General features: G+C 33.5%; 22 protein-coding genes. 19 read left to right on the forward strand and 3 right to left on the reverse strand.

Annotated features, from left to right (window positions below):
* Window positions 1–23 precede the first annotated feature (23 nt).
* Both NYR60_RS08770 and NYR60_RS08775 read right to left on the reverse strand, forming a co-directional pair.
* Window positions 24–452, reverse strand: coding sequence for a GNAT family N-acetyltransferase (locus NYR60_RS08770; protein ID WP_279466791.1), 429 nt, complete (start codon window positions 450–452; stop codon window positions 24–26).
* Window positions 453–890, reverse strand: coding sequence for a DNA polymerase III subunit chi (locus NYR60_RS08775; protein WP_279466792.1), 438 nt, complete (start codon window positions 888–890; stop codon window positions 453–455).
* Window positions 891–1,143: 253 nt separating this feature from the next.
* Between NYR60_RS08775 and lysM the strand changes: the two genes are divergently transcribed.
* From lysM to NYR60_RS08810, 7 genes are all read left to right on the forward strand, one after another.
* The gene (gene lysM / locus NYR60_RS08780; RefSeq protein WP_279445715.1) at window positions 1,144–1,587 is read left to right on the forward strand and encodes a peptidoglycan-binding protein LysM; all 444 of its coding nucleotides are present in this window, start codon (window positions 1,144–1,146) and stop codon (window positions 1,585–1,587) included.
* 206 nt (window positions 1,588–1,793) lie between these two features.
* Complete coding sequence (gene tig, locus NYR60_RS08785; RefSeq protein ID WP_279466793.1) at window positions 1,794–3,095, forward strand: trigger factor; 1,302 nt, start codon at window positions 1,794–1,796, stop codon at window positions 3,093–3,095.
* A gap of 132 nt (window positions 3,096–3,227) precedes the next feature.
* Window positions 3,228–3,677, forward strand: coding sequence for a rhodanese-like domain-containing protein (locus NYR60_RS08790; protein WP_279466794.1), 450 nt, complete (start codon window positions 3,228–3,230; stop codon window positions 3,675–3,677).
* A 23-nt stretch (window positions 3,678–3,700) separates the two neighbouring features.
* Entirely contained in the window at window positions 3,701–4,201 is a 501-nt protein-coding gene (gene secB, locus NYR60_RS08795; protein WP_279466797.1) for a protein-export chaperone SecB, read from the forward strand.
* A 189-nt stretch (window positions 4,202–4,390) separates the two neighbouring features.
* The gene (gene gpsA, locus NYR60_RS08800) at window positions 4,391–5,401 is read left to right on the forward strand and encodes an NAD(P)H-dependent glycerol-3-phosphate dehydrogenase (RefSeq protein WP_279466799.1); all 1,011 of its coding nucleotides are present in this window, start codon (window positions 4,391–4,393) and stop codon (window positions 5,399–5,401) included.
* Between the two features lie 11 nt (window positions 5,402–5,412).
* A complete protein-coding gene (gene cysE, locus NYR60_RS08805) occupies window positions 5,413–6,228 on the forward strand; it encodes a serine O-acetyltransferase (protein WP_039195600.1) in 816 nt (271 codons plus the stop codon).
* Between the two features lie 236 nt (window positions 6,229–6,464).
* The gene (locus NYR60_RS08810; RefSeq protein WP_279466801.1) at window positions 6,465–7,373 is read left to right on the forward strand and encodes a 1,4-dihydroxy-2-naphthoate polyprenyltransferase; all 909 of its coding nucleotides are present in this window, start codon (window positions 6,465–6,467) and stop codon (window positions 7,371–7,373) included.
* A gap of 75 nt (window positions 7,374–7,448) precedes the next feature.
* Here NYR60_RS08810 and erpA read toward each other — a convergent pair whose 3' ends face one another.
* Window positions 7,449–7,790 carry an iron-sulfur cluster insertion protein ErpA gene (gene erpA, locus NYR60_RS08815; protein WP_279441991.1) on the reverse strand — a complete coding sequence of 114 codons (342 nt, stop codon included), beginning with the start codon at window positions 7,788–7,790 and terminating at the stop codon, window positions 7,449–7,451.
* Window positions 7,791–7,929: 139 nt separating this feature from the next.
* Between erpA and NYR60_RS08820 the strand changes: the two genes are divergently transcribed.
* From NYR60_RS08820 to rfbC, 12 genes are all read left to right on the forward strand, one after another.
* On the forward strand, window positions 7,930–9,048 hold the full coding sequence (locus tag NYR60_RS08820; protein ID WP_279466803.1) for an LPS O-antigen chain length determinant protein WzzB: 1,119 nt from the start codon (window positions 7,930–7,932) through the stop codon (window positions 9,046–9,048).
* Between the two features lie 102 nt (window positions 9,049–9,150).
* Entirely contained in the window at window positions 9,151–10,248 is a 1,098-nt protein-coding gene (locus tag NYR60_RS08825) for a glycosyltransferase (protein ID WP_279466804.1), read from the forward strand.
* On the forward strand, window positions 10,248–11,114 hold the full coding sequence (locus NYR60_RS08830) for a glycosyltransferase (RefSeq protein ID WP_279466805.1): 867 nt from the start codon (window positions 10,248–10,250) through the stop codon (window positions 11,112–11,114). The genes NYR60_RS08825 and NYR60_RS08830 overlap by 1 nt, the downstream gene beginning before the upstream one ends.
* Window positions 11,104–12,090, forward strand: coding sequence for a glycosyltransferase family 2 protein (locus tag NYR60_RS08835; protein ID WP_279466807.1), 987 nt, complete (start codon window positions 11,104–11,106; stop codon window positions 12,088–12,090). The genes NYR60_RS08830 and NYR60_RS08835 overlap by 11 nt, the downstream gene beginning before the upstream one ends.
* Window positions 12,091–12,114: 24 nt before the next feature.
* A complete protein-coding gene (locus tag NYR60_RS08840) occupies window positions 12,115–12,792 on the forward strand; it encodes a glycosyltransferase family 32 protein (RefSeq protein ID WP_279466808.1) in 678 nt (225 codons plus the stop codon).
* Window positions 12,789–13,925, forward strand: coding sequence for a hypothetical protein (locus NYR60_RS08845; protein ID WP_279466810.1), 1,137 nt, complete (start codon window positions 12,789–12,791; stop codon window positions 13,923–13,925). Before NYR60_RS08840 ends, NYR60_RS08845 begins: the two co-directional genes overlap by 4 nt.
* Window positions 13,922–15,367, forward strand: coding sequence for an oligosaccharide flippase family protein (locus NYR60_RS08850; protein ID WP_279466812.1), 1,446 nt, complete (start codon window positions 13,922–13,924; stop codon window positions 15,365–15,367). The genes NYR60_RS08845 and NYR60_RS08850 overlap by 4 nt, the downstream gene beginning before the upstream one ends.
* Before the next feature lie 179 nt (window positions 15,368–15,546).
* Window positions 15,547–16,869, forward strand: coding sequence for a sugar transferase (locus NYR60_RS08855; protein ID WP_279466813.1), 1,323 nt, complete (start codon window positions 15,547–15,549; stop codon window positions 16,867–16,869).
* A gap of 57 nt (window positions 16,870–16,926) precedes the next feature.
* A complete protein-coding gene (gene rffG, locus NYR60_RS08860) occupies window positions 16,927–17,991 on the forward strand; it encodes a dTDP-glucose 4,6-dehydratase (protein WP_279466814.1) in 1,065 nt (354 codons plus the stop codon).
* A 40-nt stretch (window positions 17,992–18,031) separates the two neighbouring features.
* Window positions 18,032–18,910 carry a glucose-1-phosphate thymidylyltransferase RfbA gene (rfbA, locus tag NYR60_RS08865; RefSeq protein ID WP_279466815.1) on the forward strand — a complete coding sequence of 293 codons (879 nt, stop codon included), beginning with the start codon at window positions 18,032–18,034 and terminating at the stop codon, window positions 18,908–18,910.
* Window positions 18,910–19,785, forward strand: a complete 876-nt coding sequence (rfbD, locus tag NYR60_RS08870) for a dTDP-4-dehydrorhamnose reductase (RefSeq protein WP_279466816.1) — start codon at window positions 18,910–18,912, stop codon at window positions 19,783–19,785. Before rfbA ends, rfbD begins: the two co-directional genes overlap by 1 nt.
* Complete coding sequence (gene rfbC / locus NYR60_RS08875) at window positions 19,785–20,327, forward strand: dTDP-4-dehydrorhamnose 3,5-epimerase (protein WP_279466817.1); 543 nt, start codon at window positions 19,785–19,787, stop codon at window positions 20,325–20,327. The genes rfbD and rfbC overlap by 1 nt, the downstream gene beginning before the upstream one ends.
* Window positions 20,328–20,406: the final 79 nt, after the last annotated feature.

Raw genomic sequence — 20,406 nt, forward strand, 5'->3', positions numbered from 1 at the left:
TAAGAAAGTAAAAAATATCCATTTTAACAACAAACCAACTGCATATCTAAATGTGGAATACCGTCTTCTAAGTATATATCCGAGATAGCTATAAAACCGAGCGATTCATAAAAAGATTGTAAATATGCCTGTGCCTGAATTTTGATTGGCTGATCATATGAGCTAGCAATTTCGACCGCTTGTAACATCAATTCACGAGCTAAACCTGAACCACGGTATTCTTTTGCTACCAAAACTCGACCGATTTGGACATAATCTTGATTAGGAATAATACGGGCATAAGCGGTTAGATTTTCACAATTTTTTGCAAACAAATGTGTAGCGATCAGATCTAAATTATCCACTTCCTGATAAGGACAATTTTGTTCTACCACAAAAACTTCAGTACGCAGTTTATAAATTTCAAATAATTCAAGCGTTGATAAGTCTGTAAATGTTTTATTAATCCACATTTATGCCTGTTCCGTTGTTAATTGCCAGCCTAGTTGACGATATTGCTTATAACGTTCTCGAGCTTGGGCTTTTTCTGCTTCATCTGATGGTACAAAATCAATAATCTGATTAAAACTATTGATAAAATCCGGCACAGTTGTTTGTAAGGAAATTAATAAATCTCGTCGTTGTGCATTGCGTTTTCCTTTCCAAGCAATTTCTATCGGCGTGGCATATTGCGTCACTTCGCCGGATAGATTATGTGGCACAAATGAGTCCGGATCTCTTGCCCATAAGGCTTCGTCAATATTCAAGGCCTGCTGTTCGGTTTCACAAGCAATAAGTACCCGTTTTCCTAAACGCCACGCATTAGCGGCTAAATCGCACGCCATTGCTTCAGTAGCGGAAAGAGTTTCCTGCCCTGTCTGACTCAATAGGTAAAATTTAACTTGTTTCATTGACTAGCCTTGAAGAGAGAAGAATACAAAAAGGTTAAGATTTTATCTGAAAATGAAGAAAATTTGAAATGTAAGCGGTCAGTTTTATTTATTTTTTTACATATTCAGTCAAAATAATGCTGATTTTTATCATTCCTGAGAATTGAACTTATTTTTTCAATGTATATCTAACGCAACGATTCGGCTATTTCAATCATCAGACAATGATGTAAAATATAGCTTTTATTAGACCTAATTTTTAGAGGACTTTACTATGGGTTTATTTGATTTTGCAGCGAATATCGGCAAAAAACTTTTTAACAAAGAAGAAGAGGCATCACAAGCCGTAACGGAACATTTAAACGAAGATAATCCGGGCGTTGAAAATGTACAAGTAACCGTTGAAAACGGTGTAGCGAATTTAACCGGTATTGCAGCAACAGCAGCAGCGGTAGAAAAAGCGGTATTAATGGCAGGTAATATCGAAGGGATTTCAGAAGTGAAAATCGACGGTGTTGAGATTGCTAACGGTGAACAAATTGCCGGCGATGATGAGTTTTATGTGATTGAAAAAGGCGATACTTTATGGGAAATCGCAACTAAAGCATACGGTAACGGTGCGAAATATAAAGCAATCGTTGAAGCAAATAAAGAAGTGATCAAAGACGAAAACAAAATCTTCCCAGGTCAAAAAATCCGTATTCCAAAAGGTTTATAATCTTTTAGAAAAGAAAGCGTGACGCTCGTTATTATAAAAAATCAGTAAAATCGCACCGTTTGTTCGGTAAATTTTGCTGATTTTTTCATTTGTTCGCCATCATTTGGCGATGTTCCGCTCAATATTCCTCGACAGCCCATTGACATAACGTTACAATGGAAGTCTATTTTTATATCTTTTATATACCCCCAACTTGAGGTTTAAGAATGTCAATTTCTATTGAAACTTTAGAAGGCTTACAACGCCGCGTAACTATTACTGTAGCTGCAGATAAAATCGAAGCAGCTTATAAAGAGCAATTAAAAGGCTATGCGAAAAATGCTCGTGTAGATGGTTTCCGTAAAGGTAAAGTACCACACGCAATTATCGAACAACGTTTCGGTTTAGCGGCTCGCCAAGATGTATTATCTGATGAAATGCAACGTGCATTCTTTGATGCAGTAATCGCTGAGAAAATCAATCTTGCAGGTCGTCCTACATTTACACCTAACAACTACCAACCAGGCCAAGAATTTAGCTTTACTGCAACTTTTGAAGTGTTCCCGGAAGTTGAATTAAAAGGCTTAGAAAACATCGAAGTTGAAAAACCGGTTGTAGAAATCACAGAAGCTGATTTAGACAAAATGATCGATGTTTTACGTAAACAACAAGCAACTTGGACGGAATCACAAGAAGCTGCACAAGCGGAAGACCGTGTTGTAATCGACTTCGTTGGTTCTGTTGACGGTGAAGAGTTTGAAGGCGGTAAAGCGACAGACTTCACTTTAGCAATGGGTCAAGGTCGTATGATCCCTGGTTTTGAAGAAGGTATCGTTGGTCACAAAGCTGGCGAACAATTCGATATCGATGTTACTTTCCCTGAAGAATATCACGCTGAAAACTTAAAAGGTAAAGCGGCGAAATTCGCAATCACACTTAAGAAAGTAGAAAACATCGTATTACCTGAATTAACTGAAGAATTTGTGAAAAAATTCGGTTCAGCAAAAACGGTAGAAGATTTACGTGCAGAAATTAAGAAAAATATGCAACGTGAACTTAAAAATGCGGTAACTGCACGTGTTAAAAACCAAGTAATCAACGGTTTAATCGCACAAAACGAAATTGAAGTGCCAGCTGCAGCGGTAGCGGAAGAAGTTGATGTATTACGCCGTCAAGCGGTTCAACGTTTCGGTGGTAAACCTGAAATGGCTGCACAATTACCGGCTGAATTATTTGAAGCAGATGCAAAACGTCGTGTTCAAGTAGGTTTATTACTTTCAACTGTAATCGGTACTAACGAATTAAAAGTTGATGAAAAACGTGTTGAAGAAACGATCGCAGAAATCGCTTCAGCTTACGAACAACCGGCAGAAGTTGTTGCTCACTACGCGAAAAACCGTCAATTAACCGAAAATATCCGTAACGTGGTATTAGAAGAACAAGCTGTTGAAGCAGTACTTGCAAAAGCGAAAGTCACTGAAAAAGCAACTTCTTTCGATGAAGTAATGGCTCAACAAGCTCAGGGCTAATTCTCAAATCTAAAGCTCTCTGTTTCGGGGAGCTTTTCATTAGCATTTTATAAGCGGTTGATTTTAGGAATAAGTTTGCAAAAATTTCTCTAAAAATAACCGCTTTTATTTTAATTTAAAGAGAATTTAGTTATGGATTTAACCTTTACTCAACAACTTCAACAATTTGTTAGCGCTCACCCGATTCTGATTTTTGCATGGATTGCGGTGTTTGTTGCAGTATTATTTAGCCTCTATAAAGGCGCTACCAGTAAATTTAAAACAATTGAACACGCACAGGCTACTCACCTTGTAAATAAAGAAGACGGTGTATTCCTAGATTTACGTTCAGAAGATGAGTTCTACTCGGGTCATATTGTAGATAGCCACCATATTTTACCTAGCGAAATTAAAGCTAAAAATATTCATACTATCGATAAATATAAAGATCGTCCGGTCATTTTAGTCGATAGCAATGGTTTCTCTGCCGGTTCAAGTGCGGATTTACTTGCCAAACAAGGTTTTAGTAAAGTTTATGTACTAAAAGAAGGTATTTTAGGCTGGCGTTCGGCAAATCTTCCAACCGTTAAGAAACACAAATAATTAGGTCAATTAAAGGAAATATTATGGCTGAAGAAAATCAAGCAGTAGCTCAAGAAGAAGAGCAATCACAATTTGAACTTCAAATTCAACGTATTTATATCAAAGATGTTTCGTTTGAAGCACCGAATTTACCAACTATTTTTCATCAAGAGTGGAAACCGCAGTTAGGCTTCGAGCTTGATACTGAAACTAAACAATTAGATGAAGATCTTTATGAAGTAGTCTTACATATTAATGTTTCAACTACATTAGAAGACAGCGGTGATACCGCATTTATTTGCGAAGTAAAACAAGCGGGTGTCTTCACTATCAAAGGTTTAGAAGGTATTCAATTAGCACATTGTTTAGCATCACAATGTCCTAATGTGCTTTATCCTTACGCTCGTGAGTTAATCGCTAGCTTAGTGAACCGTGGTACATTCCCAGCATTGAATTTATCACCAGTAAACTTCGATGCCTTGTTTATGGATTACTTACAACGCCAAGAAGCAGAGCAAAACGCAGAAGCACCAACAGTAAACTAATCTTTTTAAAGGTATGCGAGATCTGATCTGCATACCTTTTCTTTTTATTTCCTTTCAAACTAAAATTTGCATAGCTGAATGAGCCGCAATTGACGGATTTATATCAAGTGGTATATTGAGCCTTTCTATTTTTATCAGCCGATTGAATACCAATCTTAAAATCTTTCATCTTAAAGGATAATACTATTAATGAGTGAAATGTATTCCGCCCCCGTTACGGTTTTAGGTGCAGGTTCTTATGGTACGGCACTTGCAATTGCACTTGCCCGTAATGGTCATAAAACCTATTTATGGGGACATCAGCCGGATAAAATGGCAGTTTTAGCGACTGAGCGTATGAATAATGCCTTTTTACCGGGTATTGAATTTCCTGAAGCCTTAGACATTGAAAGTGATTTGACAGAGGCTCTAGCAAAAGCACAGGATATCTTAATTGTAGTGCCAAGCCATGTATTTGCTGATGTATTAATGCAAATTCGTCCCTTATTGAATGCCCATCATCGCATTATGTGGGCAACAAAAGGGCTGGAACGTAATACCGGAAGATTATTACAAACGGTCGCTGAAGAAATTCTTGGCACTCAATATCCGCTAGCGGTGCTTTCCGGCCCGACTTTTGCAAAAGAGTTAGCACAAGGTTTACCGACAGCAATCACTTTAGCTTCAAATGACCACCAATTTTCTGATGAAATGCAGCAGCGTATCCATTGTTCTAAGGCTTTCCGTGTTTATTTGAATAGCGATATGATTGGCGTACAATTAGGCGGTGCGATTAAGAATGTAATTGCCATTGGAGCTGGTATTTCTGATGGAATGGGCTTCGGTGCAAATGCACGCACAGCACTTATCACCCGTGGTGTAGCTGAAATTAGCCGTTTAGGTGCATCATTGGGTGCAAATGCCAATACTTTTATGGGAATGGCTGGACTAGGCGATTTAGTGTTAACCTGTACTGATAATCAATCGCGTAACCGCCGTTTCGGTCTAATGCTCGGGCAAGGAAAATCTGCTGAGGAAGCCATGGCGGAGATCGGGCAAGTGGTAGAAGGTTTTTACAATACCAAAGAGGCGTATTTACTGGCTCAAACCCAAGGGGTTGAAATGCCTATTGTCGAACAGATCTACCAAATGCTATTCTGTGGTAAAAATGCACATGATGTTGTTGCAACCTTATTAGGGCGTGAACGCAAAGGCGAATAAAGAGGTTTTATATGAACGAAAGCGAACTTAATCAAATTTGGCAGAATATCCGAGAAGAAGCACAGGAATTGGTTGATAGTGAGCCGATGCTTGCCAGCTTTTTCCATGCGACTATTTTAAAGCATAGTAATTTAGGGGGCTCACTGAGTTATATCTTAGCCAATAAACTGGCTAACCCAATTATGCCAGCGATTGCGTTAAAAGAAATTATTGAAGAAGCCTACCAGGCTAATCCTCAAATTATTGCTAGTGCTGCCTGTGATATTGATGCGGTTCGTACTCGAGATCCTGCTGTAGATAAATGGACAACTCCGCTGTTATATTTAAAAGGATACCATGCTATCCAAAGTTATCGTGTGACACATTATCTTTGGCAACAAGGTCGTAAGGCTTTGGCAATTTACCTACAAAATGAAATCTCAGTAGCGTTTGATGTGGATATTCACCCGGCAGCAAGATTAGGCTGCGGCATTATGTTTGACCACGCAACTGGTATTGTAGTTGGTGAAACGGCAGTAATTGAAAATGATGTATCAATTTTACAAGGCGTAACGCTTGGTGGTACGGGTAAAGAACACGGTGATCGTCACCCGAAAATCCGTGAAGGGGTGATGATTGGCGCCGGTGCAAAAATCTTAGGTAATATTGAGATTGGACGTTATTCGAAAATCGGGGCGAATTCGGTTGTGTTACAACCGGTACCGGATCACGCAACCGCTGCAGGTGTGCCAGCTCGTATTATCGGACAATCTTCCGTACAAAAACCGGCTTTTGATATGAACCAATATTTTGAAGATATAGAAGGGACTTATGGTGATGGGATCTAAAATTTGAAGAGTGACCAGTTAAATTAATAGGATAAGGATTAAGCGTAATCTAGATGTTAGGCTTAATCCTTTTAATTTTTATCAAACTTACGGTGGTTAAGATCTAATCCTTAGGTTCTCCATACGCAGAATAACAAAGGATTGTGGTAAAATTTATATGACACACACTTTTATCTAAGAGTATTGGGTATAGTAAAAAATTTAAATTTTTAGTTAAAACAGGAAGAGATTAATTAATGGATAAACATTCCGCTTTTTCGATTTGGTTCATCACTGCACGACCGAGAACATTACCTTTAGCTTTAGCTTCTATTATTGTTGGTTCGGCATTGGCATACTGGGCTGGGCATTTCGATTTGATTACTACATTGCTTGCCTTTATTACCACCATTTTATTACAAATTTTATCTAATTTTGCGAATGATTATGGCGATCACGTGAAAGGATCTGATACTAAAGAACGAATTGGGCCGCTGCGTGCGATTCAACATGGTGCAATTACGGGTAGTCAGTTAAAAAATGCGGTTATTTTACTCAGTATTTTATCTTTTATTGCCGGTGTAGGACTGACGGTTTATGCCTATCAATCTATTCAAGATCTGGTTGTGTTTATTAGCTTAGGTGTTATTTCGATCGTGGCAGCAATTACTTATACGGTCGGCAAAAAAGCCTATGGTTATTTAGGTTTAGGCGATTTATTCGTACTGATTTTCTTTGGTTTTGTGGCAATAATCGGTACATTCTACTTACAAGCCCATAGTATTCCAGCGATGATTTTTGTTCCTGCCTTTGGATGCGGTTTATTATCGGTTGCCGTCTTAAATATCAATAATTTACGTGATATTAATCAAGACAAACAAGCTGGGAAAAATACCTTAATTGTACGTATCGGCAGTCAAAACGGACGAATTTATCACGTGATGCTATTGGTACTCGCGGTCGTTTCTTATCTGATTTTTGCAATGAGTGAATTTCAGCATTGGTATAGCTACTTATTTTTACTTGCCGTCCCATTACTTGCTAAACACGGCCTATTTGTCTATTGCCACAAAGACCCGATTGAACTACGTCCGATTTTAGGACAAATGGCAGGATTGGCTTTGATTACCAATTTATTATTCAGTTTAGGGATTTTCTTAGGATAGGGTAAATTCTAAATAAAAAAAGACCGCTTGTTGGATGAAACATCGCAAACAAGCGGTCTTTTTTACAAAAATCTTTCAAATACTGAAAGAGGAACCACAGCCACAAGTTGAACTTGCATTCGGATTTTGTACTACGAAACGGGAACCGTCCAAACCTTCGGTATAATCTACAGTACCACCGATTAAGTATTGTAAACTCATCGGGTCAACCACTAAACCAACGTTTTGGTTCTCAATCGTTAAATCACCTTCATTTACTTGGTCATCAAAGGTAAATCCATATTGGAAACCACTACAACCGCCCCCCGTAATATACACTCGTAAACGAAGATTCGGGTTATCTTCGCCCTCAATTAAACTCTTAACTTTTTTCGCCGCAGCATCAGTAAAGATAAGAGGGATTTGAATATCGTTCATTTTTTATTCTCAGTTTGAATCTAAAAATTCTGAGTATTATCCCCCAATATTAGCTTTGCATCAATAACATTCTTTGCTTAAGCATAGGCTTTTTCATATAATATACAGTTAATATTAGCTATTATTTTGAGAAAACTTCATGGAAACATTTAAACAAAAGGCACACCAAATTAATGAGGAAATTGATCTTATTGAATTAGTTCGTGTGCTTTGGAAGAAAAAATTACTCATTGCTGTTGTTACCTTTATTTTTACAGCATTGGCTGCAGTTTATTCTTTTACGGCGAAAGAAAAATGGACCTCCCAAGCAGAGGTAATTACCCCTAGAGTGACGGATATCTCTGAATATTTATCGTTACGAAAAGAATATAATTTAATTATGGGTTCGGAGTTTAAAGAGAATGATATTCGTAATGAACTTAGTGATCTTTTTGGTCGTTACGTGCTTTCTTATGATGAGGCAATCTCTTTTTTTAAAACAACGGATACTTATAAAAAACTTTCAGAAACGGAAAGTGAAGCGACTTCACAAAGAGCGATTTCTGAATTTGCAACAGAATCGCTGAAAGTGACAAAGCCGGATGTTAAGAAAGACCCAAATGCTTTAGGTAGTAAGATTGCGATTTCGTCTGATACAGCATTATCTGCACAAACTACATTGAATGACTTCATTCGTCATATTAGTGATACTTCTTTTAATTTCAGTAAAAATGAATTTATTTACTGGATAAAAGAGAGCATATCTAGCCTAAATTATGAGAAAGAAAGGATAGAGCAAGATCAGCGTATTCAACGAAAAGTTCAGATTCAAAACTTAGAAACTGCACTTGAAATGGCAAAAAAAGCAGGTATTAAAGAGTATAGTTCTGCATTGTCATCAAATAGTTCTGTCGCTAATTTAGCGGTAAGTGATACAAAAATTCTGTTATCAGACTCTAAATTAGCAGATGGAACCTATTTGTTTATGCTTGGTGAGAAAAATCTGCAAGCACAATTAGATATTGCGAAAACTAAAGAAATTGTATATTCGCCAAGATATTATCAAATTCAGGAGCAACTTTTAAAGTTAAATACTTTATTGCCTAAAGTAGAGAAAGTAGTAGGACAAACTTATAGTTATGTCTCATCTCCGACATATCCTGTTATCAAAGATGCGCCTAAAAAAGGAATTATTTTAGTTATAGGTTTCTTGGTAGGATTGTTGCTGAGTTTATTCACTGTTTTGATTTCTGTATTAGTGAGAAATAAGAAGAGCTAATTATGAGGTATGAAGAGGAATATTAACCTCTTTATGTGCCTTTTGATGATCCAATTTACTGAAGTGCTTAGACTATTCAGGTAATAAAATATAGGGATAATAATGAAGCATAAGATATTACATTTTAGTCAGGTTCTTGGCGGTGTCGGTCGATATTTAGAGTTATATGATAAGTACATCGATAAAGATTCATTTGAAAATATATATATCTTACCTATAGGTGCTTGGGAGGTGGCGGAAGCTCAAGATAAACGGTATATATTAAATATTGAACAATCATTTTCACCAATTAAATTGATCTCTAATGTTATAAAAATTAGAAATATCTTAAAAAAAGAAAGACCGGATATTTTTTATTTACATAGTTCATTTGCTGGTGTTATTGGACGTTTAGCTGCCATTGGAATGAGATGTAAAGTAATTTATAACCCTCATGGTTGGTCATTTAAGATGAATGTATCTAAGCTAAAGAAAACTTTTTATAAGATTATCGAAGGTGGTTTAGCTTTCTTAACCGATAAGTTTGTTCTAATTTCAAAATCGGAGTATGAGGCAGCACGTTCAATCGGTATTTCAGAGAAGAAATGTTGTCTTATATATAACGGTATTGAAACGACAAGAAAAACAGATATAGCAACAATACCTAGTTTAGATAATAAATATGTCATCGGAATGATTGGGCGTATAAGTGAACAAAAAAATCCAATGTTTTTTGCTCAGTTTGCAAAAGAGATTCTTAAACAACATCCGAATACTTATTTTATTTTAGTTGGTGACGGCGAACAGCGAAAGCAGTTAGAAGAGTATTTAGAACGTAATAACTTGAATGATGCTTTCTATATTACGGGTTGGGTAACTAATCCTGAAAGTTACTTAAATTTATTTGACCAAGCGGTATTATTTTCAAAATGGGAAGGACTATGTCTTTCAGTCTGTGAGTATATGTTATATGAAAAACCTACATTAGTAAGTAATATTGGTGGTATTAACGATCTTATTCAGAATGAAGTTAATGGCTTTACTATTGTTGAAGGCGATCTTAAGGAGGCGGTTAATAAGTCTAATAGATTAAGAAATGAGCCTAAAACTGTAGCTAAGTTTATTGAAGCCTCAAACATACTTATTCAAGAGAAATTTAATGCTCAAAAAATGGTAAATAGTTTAGAAAAACTTTTTATCAAATTATCAGAGAATAAATAATGAAAGAAAAATTTAGTTGCATTGTTGTTTGTTATAACCCCGATAATTCGGTGCTTGACAATCTCAAAAGCTATATTAGTTATGTGGGAAAAGTGATTGTAGTTGATAATTCAAATGTAGATAATTCTCAATTATTTTCTTCCCTTTCAGAAGACTTAATTTATATACCATTGTATAAAAATACGGGTATTGCCTATGCACTAAATATAGGAGTAGAAAAGTCCAAAGAATTAGGATATGAATATATCATTACTATGGATCAAGATAGTTCTTTTGCTACTAATCTAGTGGATGTATATTCACATTATATAAGTAATTATCCTATAGATCAGATAGGAGCATTATCCCCAGTTTATATTACAGACAGGGGATTTAATCGAACAAGTAAAGAAGAATTTGAACAAATAAAAATTACTATGCAATCAGGTTCTATGTTCTTTGCTGATAAATTTGATGTAATTGGTTTTTTTGATAATGATCTGTTCTTAGATGTGGTTGATTGGGAATATTTCTTTAGAATTTATACATTAGGATATAAAACGATTCAATGTAATAAAGCAATACTGAAACATGCTCCAGCGGAAACGCTAACGTTATTTAAAATAAAAGGAAAAACAATTGGCGTTGGAGTAGCTTCTCCAGTAAGGTATTACTATCAAATTAGAAATCTGCTTTGGTGTGTTTTACATAAAAAGAGTTTTTTTATGGTAAAAACAATAGCTTATAAATTTATTAAAATTCTATGTTTATTTAATAATAAAAAGCAATATTTATCATTTGCTTATATGGCTATTAAAGACGCCTTTAATAATCGTTTAGGGGCATATGATACACTTTATTTAGAGAAATCTCGTAATGAAAAATGATTTACCATTAATTAGTATTATTATTCCTATCTATAATGTTAAGCCTTATCTTGAAAAATGTATAAATAGTGTCTTAGAACAATCATATTCTAATCTTGAGATTATTTTAGTTGATGATGGTGCAACTGATGGGTCTTCGCAAGTGTGTGATGAGTTTTCCGAGAAGTATGAAAATATTCAGGTAATTCATAAACAAAATGGTGGGCTATCCTCAGCAAGAAATGCTGGAATTGAAGTTATGAAGGGAGAATATGTATTTTTCTTAGATAGTGATGACTGGATTGCTCATGATATAATTTCTCAATTATATAACGATATGATTGAATATCATGCAGATATAACAGGAACTAGTTGTTATCAAGCATTTTCAAATGGTAACTTAGTATTAAATACAAACCTTGCTGAAAGACAAATTCTTTCAAAAAAAGATGCCTTACGTAGTTTCCTCTTTAATAATTATCTTACTCCTTGTGCATGGGGAAAATTGTATAAAACGAGTTTGTGGAAAGATGTAAGATTTCCAGAAGGTCGTTTATTTGAAGATCAACTTACTATTTATAAAGTTATCGAATTAGCAGAAACTATTATTTTTAATCCTATTCCAAAATATTTTTATTTTAAAAGGGCAGGCTCTATTGGCCATTCAGCTTTCTCTAAAAAAACCTATGACCTTTATGAGGCTATTAATGAACAATATGATGAAATAACTAAGCATCATCCTGATATTGAATCTGATTTGGCGGTTGCTAAAATTACTTGGGAAATTGTATTTATTAATATGATGCTCAATTCAAATTATTCAGATCAAACGATAGTTGATAAAACACGAGCTTTTGCAAGAAAGCGTATTTTAGATGTAATGAAATGTGAGTTTATCCCTAATTTACGAAAATTTCAGATTACTTTATTTGCATATAATTTTAGTTTATATAAAGTTTTATATGCAAGATATAAAAAGAAAAATCCATTATCTTAATTATTGATTTTAGCGGTTGTTACAATGATACCTAAAAAAATTCATTATTGTTGGTTTGGTGGAAATCCATTGCCTAAAAGTGTGAAAAAATGTATTGAATCTTGGAAAAAATATTGTCCAGATTACGAGATTATCGAGTGGAATGAATCTAATTACAATGTGCATAAGAACCTTTTTATAAAAGAAGCTTATGAGAAAAAAAAGTTTGCATTTGTTTCAGATTATGCTCGTTTAGATGTGGTTTATTCTGAAGGTGGGATTTATTTAGATACTGATGTTGAGTTGATAAAACCTATAGATGATTTATTAGCTCATAGTTGTTTTTTAGCATCTGAATCCATTGATGATGTTGCTACAGGATTAGGTTTTGGAGCAGAAAAAGGACATTGGTTTATTGCAGAAAATATGAGTGTCTATGAAAATATGCACTTTAATATGGAAAATATTATTACCTGTGTAGAGATTACTACTAAATTATTAATAGAAAAAGGTTTTTCTTCTAGTGACGAAGTCCAACAAATAAATGATATTGTAATTTACCCAACAGAGTATTTTTGTCCATTAAATTATAAGACTCATGAATTGCATATAAAACAGAATACTTATTCTATACACCATTACGATGCAACTTGGCAAAGCCCTCTTATGAAATTTAAAACAAAAATTAAGTATATATTGTGTTTAGCCGGAATAATAAAATGAACTCCTTAGTATATAGAATAGATATTAGAACACTTATTTTTTCTATTTTTTATTTTACTTTTTTAGTATCAGATTTTTTATTATTAGCTCAAGATGGCACTATTACAAAAGATATCATCAAATGGGTTAAATTATTCTCATTATTGCCATTGTTCTTATTAATATTTAAATTGCCTTTGAATCTCTTGATTTTAGGTTTTTTTACTATAATGATAAGTGCTTTTTATTCTATTTATACAGGAGATTCGTTTTTATTATATATATGTTTGCTGATGTCTTTTTCTTATAAAGTTAATTTTAACTTTTTATTCAAGATAGGATTATATCTTACTTCAATTCTAGTTGTTCTAATACTAACTTATTTCTTTTTTGAATATTTTCTGATTGGTGACAGTCATTTTGTATATGATGCGACCTATTGGTTTAAACGTTATACATTTAATTTTGATAATCCTAATGCATTTCCTATGAGAATATTCATTTTTTTTATATTTTATATATTGCATGTAGGTAAGCTACGACTTTTTGATACATTTCTATTTGTTATACTATTTGGAATAGTTTTCTATTTTTCAAATTCTAGAACTGCATTTTATATTTTTATTTTATGTGTCCTTACTATTCATTTTAACCAAGTTTTTAATGTGCTAAATAATACTTTTATTAAATTACTAATTAATAATTCAATTATATTTATAACTATTTTTTCAATTTGGTCGGCTATATATTATCAAGATTATTATTCCTATTTAGAACCGATTAACCAAGTTTTATCTAAAAGAATATACTTTGCTAATGAGGCTTATAAGAGTTTAGGATTTGAATTTTACCCTAGGAATATTAAATGGTGGATAGAAGAATCTGATTGGCATATTATAGATAATGGATATGTATATTTATTTATTTCTGGTGGTCTTTTAGTAGGAAATTTATTTATATTTTCCATAACTTGGCTTATGTATAGACTAAATAAACTTAACCTAAGTAATGAGGTAATATTATTAATGTTTTCTATGTTATATCTTTTATCTGAGAGTCATTTTATAAATATATTTTACAATATACCTATTTTATTATTAGCTATTTTTATTAATAAAACTAATATTGTACGCTATTTGGAATGTAAAAAATGAATAAAAACCTTGTAAATAATAGTATTATGAGTTTTTTGCTTACAATATCTAATTTTATTTTTCCATTAATTACTTTTACTTATGCAGCAAGAATTTTGCAACCTGATAATATGGGAAAGTTTGCATTTTCTCTATCGGTTGTAGATTATCTATCTCTATTTGCTACATTTGGTGTTGTAGGTTATGGTGTTAGAGCTTGTGCAGAAGTAAGAAACAATAAAGAAGAACTAACTAAAACGGTACAAGAAATTTTATTTATTAATATTTTTTTAGCTATTATTGCCTATCTTGTGATATTTCTTCTAATTAGCTATCAGCATGAATTTAGAGAAGATATTTTGTTATTCTTAATTATGTCTTCTTGTATTATCTTTAATGTGATAGGAATAGAATGGTTATATAAAAGTCTCGATGAATATAGATACATTACAGTAAGAAGTATTCTATTAAAAATAATTTCATTAATAATGGTTTTATGTTTTGTTAAAGAAAAGGATGATTATCTACTTTTCGCATTGTTTTTTGTTCTACCAATTTGTCTATCTTCATTGTTAAATATTATAAATTCAAGAAAAATATTGCTTTTTAAATTATTTAAACTTGATTTATTAAAGCATATAAAGCCGATGTTTATTTTATTTTTAGTGACATTGTCTTATACATTATATGCTAATGTTAATGATGTACTATTAGCTACTGTAACTAATACAGAACAAGTTGGTTACTATAGTGTTGCTTTTAAAATAAAAGGTGCATTATTAGCTTTCATTACTAGTGCAAGTATGGTGTTTTTGCCACGATTAACAGAATATATTAAAAATAATCAAGATGCTGAATTTGTTAGTTTATTGAGAAAGTCTTTTGATCTAATCTTTTTTCTAGCTGTACCAATAACATTATTTTTCTTCTTATATGCTAGAGAAACAATGTTTTTATTATTTGGTGAAAAATATAACGCTTCAATTCTATTGTTAAAAGTTATGATATGGTCGGTATTCTTTGGTAGTTTAAATAGCATATTAAGTGTTCAAATCTTATTACCTTTAAAAAAAGACAAACAGTATTTATTTTCCATACTAAGTGGTGGGTGTATATCATTATTAATAAATTTTGTTTTTTTAGAAGAGCTTCAATCATTGAGTGCTTCTATCGCTGTTTTAGCCGCAGAAGTAACTATTTTAATTATTCAAATAATTATTTTGAGAGAATATTTTATAAAAATTTTTAGTGTTCTAAATTATTTGAAGGTGATTGTATCTGCGTTATTTGCTATTTGTTTTGTTGATTGGATATCTGTTAATTTTATTACTGAAGTTAATTTTTTGATAGGTTATATTATGTCTATTTTGCTATTTTCTATTCTTTATTTAGCTTTTCTTTTTTTGAGCAAAGAACGATTTTTTAATGAAGTTGTTTTGTATCTAAAAAGTAGATTTGTTTAATATAGTAAAGTGTTTTTATTTGACTCTCTCGATAATTTATCTAATGTTTTTAAAATTAGACAGAAGATTTGGGGTTGTTATCTGTCTAAGAGTTAGAAGATAGTATTTATTTACATAATGTTGATAAATATCTTAATAGATTTAAATTGTAAGGTTGATTTTTAGTCTAGGATTTTAGTATGAGTAAGAAAAATATAGTTGCACAAACTTTGTTACTTAGCTTAGATTTGTTGCTAATTAGTATGGCAATTCTTTTATCTGTATTTATTCGAAATAATATTCTACCGAATATTATGTTATTTGATTCTGTATCATATATAGAATATCTGACATATCCATTCCCTTATGTAGTTATTGTTGTATTGTTTATGTGGTTTGGTTTATATACAAGAAGATATGATTTATGGCAAGAATCATTATTTATTATTAAAATATGTTTTATCTCTTTTATTATTATTTTTGCAACCTTGGCATTAGGTAAGAATATAGAATATTATTCTAGAGCAGTATTATTGTTTTCTCTATTTTTATCGGCAATATTTTTACCTTTGGGTCGTTATTTTCTTAAAAAAACGTTATTTAAATTAGGATTTTGGAGAAAAAAAGTTAAGTTTATTGGTAATCTAAATGATAGTGAATTTGCACTTTTTAATTCGTCTCATATAGGATATGTTTTATCTGAAGATGATAAATATGATGTCGTATTTCTATCAAGTAATGATAAAAATGTTGCAGAGTTAAATGAATTAATTGAAAGTAATAAATTATTAAATCGTGAAATTCTATTTATTCCTGTTTTGAATCAATATGATTTCACTCAATCAGTTTTATATAATAACTTTGATACAAGAGTAAATTTATTTACACTTGAGAATAAATTGCTTGGAAGAAAAAGTAAGGTTTTAAAGCATTTATTGGATTATGCTTTAGTATTATCTACTTTGCCTTTTTGGGGGATGTTAATTTTAGTTGTTAGTATAAAATTAAAATTAGAAGAACCTACAGGAAAGATATTTTTTTTACAAAAGCGTTTAGGTAAAAATGGCAAGGTGTTCCATTGCTATAAATTTAGAACAATGGTTTCAGATCAAAGTTTTATGGAACAATGGCTTATTGATAATCCTGAAGAAAAAACATATTACTCTGTGTATCATAAGTACATTAATGATCCTAGAATTACTAGATTAGGGCACTTTTTGCGAAGAACATCTTTGGATGAGTTACCCCAATTATTTAATGTACTTAAAGGGGATATGAGTTTAGTTGGAAATAGACCTTATATGCTTGAGGAACAACAAAAAATGAAAGATGCTGCCAGTATTATTTTGATGTCAAAACCAGGAGTAACAGGTTTATGGCAAGTAAGTGGGCGGAGTGACGTTTCATTTGAAGAACGTTTACAGATTGATTCTTGGTATATTAAAAATTGGTCTATTTGGAATGACATCGTTATCTTATTCAAGACAATTGGTGTTGTATTAAGAAAAGATGGAGCATCTTAGTAATAATGGGTCATGATAATGTAATTAGATTAGCTATGTTATAGGTAGAGGTCATTAATGAAAAAAATTTTAGTTACTGGCGGTGCAGGTTTTATTGGTTCTGCAGTGGTACGTCATATTATAAATAATACTCAAGATAGCGTAGTAAACGTGGATAAATTGACTTATGCAGGGAATTTAGAGTCTTTGCAAATGGTAGAAAATAATTCTCGCTATGTTTTTGAACAGGTGGATGTTTGTAATCGTGCGGGACTTGATCGCGTATTTACCCAACATCAGCCTGATGCAGTTATGCACTTAGCCGCAGAAAGCCACGTAGACCGTTCAATCGATGGACCGGCTGCTTTTATCGAAACAAATATTGTCGGTACTTACACTTTGCTCGAAGCTGCTCGGCATTATTGGAATAGTTTAGATGCTGATAAAAAATCATTATTCCGTTTTCATCATATTTCTACGGATGAGGTATATGGTGATTTAGAAGGTACAGAAGATTTGTTTACGGAAACGACGCCGTATTCTCCGTCTAGCCCATATTCTGCCTCTAAAGCGTCAAGTGATCATTTAGTCCGTGCTTGGCTTCGTACTTATGGATTACCTACGATTGTGACCAATTGTTCGAATAACTATGGTCCGTTCCATTTTCCTGAAAAATTAATTCCTTTAATGATTTTAAATGCTTTAGAGGGCAAACCATTACCAGTTTATGGTAATGGCCAACAAATCCGTGACTGGTTATTTGTGGAAGATCATGCGAGAGCGTTGTACAAAGTTGTAACGGAAGGTAAAGTTGGAGAAACCTATAATATAGGCGGACATAATGAAAAAGCGAATATTGATGTTGTTCGTACTATTTGTAGTCTATTAGAAGAACTTGTACCAAATAAACCAGTTGGCGTGAAAAAATATGAAGATTTAATTACCTATGTGACGGATCGCCCAGGCCATGATGTTCGTTATGCAATTGACGCTACAAAGATCGGACGTGAATTAGGCTGGAAACCAGAAGAAACATTTGAAACCGGTATTCGTAAAACGGTTGAATGGTATTTGGATAATAAAGTGTGGTGGAGTCGTGTGTTAGATGGTTCTTATAATAGAGAGCGCTTAGGCTCTAATTAAGACGTTTACAAGCGGGTCAATTTTTTAAAAGGTTTACAAAATGAAAGGTATTATTCTTGCGGGTGGTTCAGGTACTCGCCTTTATCCTATTACTCGAGGCGTATCAAAACAGCTCTTACCGGTATACGATAAGCCAATGATTTATTATCCCCTATCAGTGCTGATGCTTGCGGGTATCCGAGAGGTATTAATTATCACAACGCCTGAGGATAATGAGAGTTTTAAACGTTTATTAGGGGATGGTTCGGATTTTGGTATCCAGCTTTCTTATGCCGTTCAGCCTAGCCCAGATGGTTTAGCACAAGCCTTTTTAATCGGTGAGAAATTTATTGGCAACGATAGTGTGTGTTTAGTACTTGGCGACAATATTTTCTACGGACAGCATTTTACCCAATCTCTCCAAGAGGCAGCAAAATCGGTAGAAACGAAAGGTGCAACCGTATTTGGTTATCAAGTAAAAGATCCGGAACGTTTTGGTGTTGTAGAATTTGATGAGCATTTCCGTGCATTATCTATTGAGGAAAAACCGGCTAAACCTAAATCAAATTGGTCGGTAACGGGCTTATATTTCTATGATAACCGAGTAGTAGAATTTGCTAAACAGGTTAAACCATCAGCACGTGGCGAGTTAGAGATTACTACACTCAATGAAATGTATCTAAATGATGGTTCGCTCAATGTACAATTATTAGGGCGAGGCTTTGCTTGGCTAGATACCGGTACACATGACAGCTTACATGATGCGGCTGCATTTGTGAAAACAGTACAAAATCTACAGAATTTACAGGTAGCGTGCTTAGAAGAAATTGCTTATCACAATGGCTGGTTATCACTTGAACAACTTGAAGCATTAGCAAAACCGATGGCGAAAAATGAATATGGTCAATATTTGTTACGTTTAGCAAAAGGAACAAAATAATGGCTCGTTTTTTAATTACCGGTGCAAAAGGGCAAGTTGGGGATTGTCTAACTAAGCAATTGCAAGGAAAAGTGGATATTTTAGCGGTGGATCGTGATGAGCTTGATATAACAAATCGTGATGCAGTATTTAAAATCGTTAGAGAGTTTAATCCCGATGTTATTATTAATGCTGCAGCACATACTGCGGTGGATCGTGCTGAGAGTGAAATCGAACTCTCGGAAGTGATTAACGTGAAAGGTCCACAATATCTTGCAGAAGTAGCCAATGAGATTGATGCAATCATTTTACATATTTCAACGGATTATGTCTTTGAGGGGACAGGTTCTGGAGAATATAAAGAAAATGATGAACCTAATCCACAAGGCGTATACGGCAAAACAAAACTTGCTGGAGAGATAGCAGTTCAACAGGCTAATAAAAAGCACATTATCCTACGTACGGCTTGGGTATTTGGCGAACATGGTAATAATTTTGTTAAAACAATGCTCCGTTTAGGAAAAGAAAGGGAATCTTTAGGGATCGTAAGCGATCAATTTGGTGGACCGACTTATGCAGGAGACATTGCTAAAGCACTGATTCAGATTGCTAATGCCATTATGTGTGGTAGAACGGATGTATTTGGGATTTATCATTTTACGGGTAAACCCTATGTAAGTTGGGCTGATTTTGCCAATGCAATTTTTGATGAAGCCGTATTGCAAAAAGTATTAGAAAAAGCACCGCTTGTTAATTTTATTTCGACGAGTGATTATCCAACACCAGCAAAACGACCAGCAAATTCCCGTTTAGATTTAACTAAAATTGATGCGGTTTTTGGTATTAAGCCAAGTGATTGGCAACAAGCATTAAAAAATATTAAGGCATATGCGTAATGAAAATTATTGAAACAAATATTCCCGATGTAAAACTCTTAGAACCTCAAGTGTTTGGTGATGAACGTGGTTTCTTTATGGAAACTTTTCGAGATGAATGGTTTAAACAAAATGTTGCTGATCGTACTTTTGTGCAAGAAAATCATTCAAAATCTATTAAGGGTGTTTTGAGAGGTTTACATTATCAAACGGAAAATACACAAGGTAAGTTAGTGCGTGTAGTACAGGGTGCAGTATTTGATGTAGCGGTAGATTTACGTAAAAGTTCTCCAACTTTTGGGCAATGGGTTGGTGAAGTATTATCTGCAGAAAATAAACGACAGTTATGGGTACCGGAAGGCTTTGCCCATGGCTTTTATGTATTAACAGAAACCGCTGAATTTACCTATAAATGTACAGATTACTATAATCCAAAAGCGGAACATTCTTTGCTTTGGAATGATCCGACAGTAGCGATTGATTGGAATCTTGATGGTGAGCCGAGTCTATCTGCGAAGGATTTAGCTGGTAAAGTGTTAAATGAAGCTGTTTTATTTGAATAGTAAATTCTCTATTTACTTTTTATCTTGACTACGATAGAATTAGACACCTTTTTTTAGTTCTATGTCGCCAAAAATTGTG

The organism is Actinobacillus genomosp. 2 (genome assembly GCF_029773605.1).
Lineage (GTDB): Bacteria > Pseudomonadota > Gammaproteobacteria > Enterobacterales > Pasteurellaceae > Actinobacillus.

What these genes read in the sequence shown, in the direction of transcription:
- NYR60_RS08770 (WP_279466791.1), bottom strand. Translation starts at nt 452, where the DNA reads ATGTGGATTAATAAAACATTTACAGACTTATCAACGCTTGAATTATTT.
- NYR60_RS08775 (WP_279466792.1), bottom strand. Translation starts at nt 890, where the DNA reads ATGAAACAAGTTAAATTTTACCTATTGAGTCAGACAGGGCAGGAAACT.
- lysM (WP_279445715.1), top strand. Translation starts at nt 1,144, where the DNA reads ATGGGTTTATTTGATTTTGCAGCGAATATCGGCAAAAAACTTTTTAAC.
- tig (WP_279466793.1), top strand. Translation starts at nt 1,794, where the DNA reads ATGTCAATTTCTATTGAAACTTTAGAAGGCTTACAACGCCGCGTAACT.
- NYR60_RS08790 (WP_279466794.1), top strand. Translation starts at nt 3,228, where the DNA reads ATGGATTTAACCTTTACTCAACAACTTCAACAATTTGTTAGCGCTCAC.
- secB (WP_279466797.1), top strand. Translation starts at nt 3,701, where the DNA reads ATGGCTGAAGAAAATCAAGCAGTAGCTCAAGAAGAAGAGCAATCACAA.
- gpsA (WP_279466799.1), top strand. Translation starts at nt 4,391, where the DNA reads ATGAGTGAAATGTATTCCGCCCCCGTTACGGTTTTAGGTGCAGGTTCT.
- cysE (WP_039195600.1), top strand. Translation starts at nt 5,413, where the DNA reads ATGAACGAAAGCGAACTTAATCAAATTTGGCAGAATATCCGAGAAGAA.
- NYR60_RS08810 (WP_279466801.1), top strand. Translation starts at nt 6,465, where the DNA reads ATGGATAAACATTCCGCTTTTTCGATTTGGTTCATCACTGCACGACCG.
- erpA (WP_279441991.1), bottom strand. Translation starts at nt 7,790, where the DNA reads ATGAACGATATTCAAATCCCTCTTATCTTTACTGATGCTGCGGCGAAA.
- NYR60_RS08820 (WP_279466803.1), top strand. Translation starts at nt 7,930, where the DNA reads ATGGAAACATTTAAACAAAAGGCACACCAAATTAATGAGGAAATTGAT.
- NYR60_RS08825 (WP_279466804.1), top strand. Translation starts at nt 9,151, where the DNA reads ATGAAGCATAAGATATTACATTTTAGTCAGGTTCTTGGCGGTGTCGGT.
- NYR60_RS08830 (WP_279466805.1), top strand. Translation starts at nt 10,248, where the DNA reads ATGAAAGAAAAATTTAGTTGCATTGTTGTTTGTTATAACCCCGATAAT.
- NYR60_RS08835 (WP_279466807.1), top strand. Translation starts at nt 11,104, where the DNA reads ATGAAAAATGATTTACCATTAATTAGTATTATTATTCCTATCTATAAT.
- NYR60_RS08840 (WP_279466808.1), top strand. Translation starts at nt 12,115, where the DNA reads ATGATACCTAAAAAAATTCATTATTGTTGGTTTGGTGGAAATCCATTG.
- NYR60_RS08845 (WP_279466810.1), top strand. Translation starts at nt 12,789, where the DNA reads ATGAACTCCTTAGTATATAGAATAGATATTAGAACACTTATTTTTTCT.
- NYR60_RS08850 (WP_279466812.1), top strand. Translation starts at nt 13,922, where the DNA reads ATGAATAAAAACCTTGTAAATAATAGTATTATGAGTTTTTTGCTTACA.
- NYR60_RS08855 (WP_279466813.1), top strand. Translation starts at nt 15,547, where the DNA reads ATGAGTAAGAAAAATATAGTTGCACAAACTTTGTTACTTAGCTTAGAT.
- rffG (WP_279466814.1), top strand. Translation starts at nt 16,927, where the DNA reads ATGAAAAAAATTTTAGTTACTGGCGGTGCAGGTTTTATTGGTTCTGCA.
- rfbA (WP_279466815.1), top strand. Translation starts at nt 18,032, where the DNA reads ATGAAAGGTATTATTCTTGCGGGTGGTTCAGGTACTCGCCTTTATCCT.
- rfbD (WP_279466816.1), top strand. Translation starts at nt 18,910, where the DNA reads ATGGCTCGTTTTTTAATTACCGGTGCAAAAGGGCAAGTTGGGGATTGT.
- rfbC (WP_279466817.1), top strand. Translation starts at nt 19,785, where the DNA reads ATGAAAATTATTGAAACAAATATTCCCGATGTAAAACTCTTAGAACCT.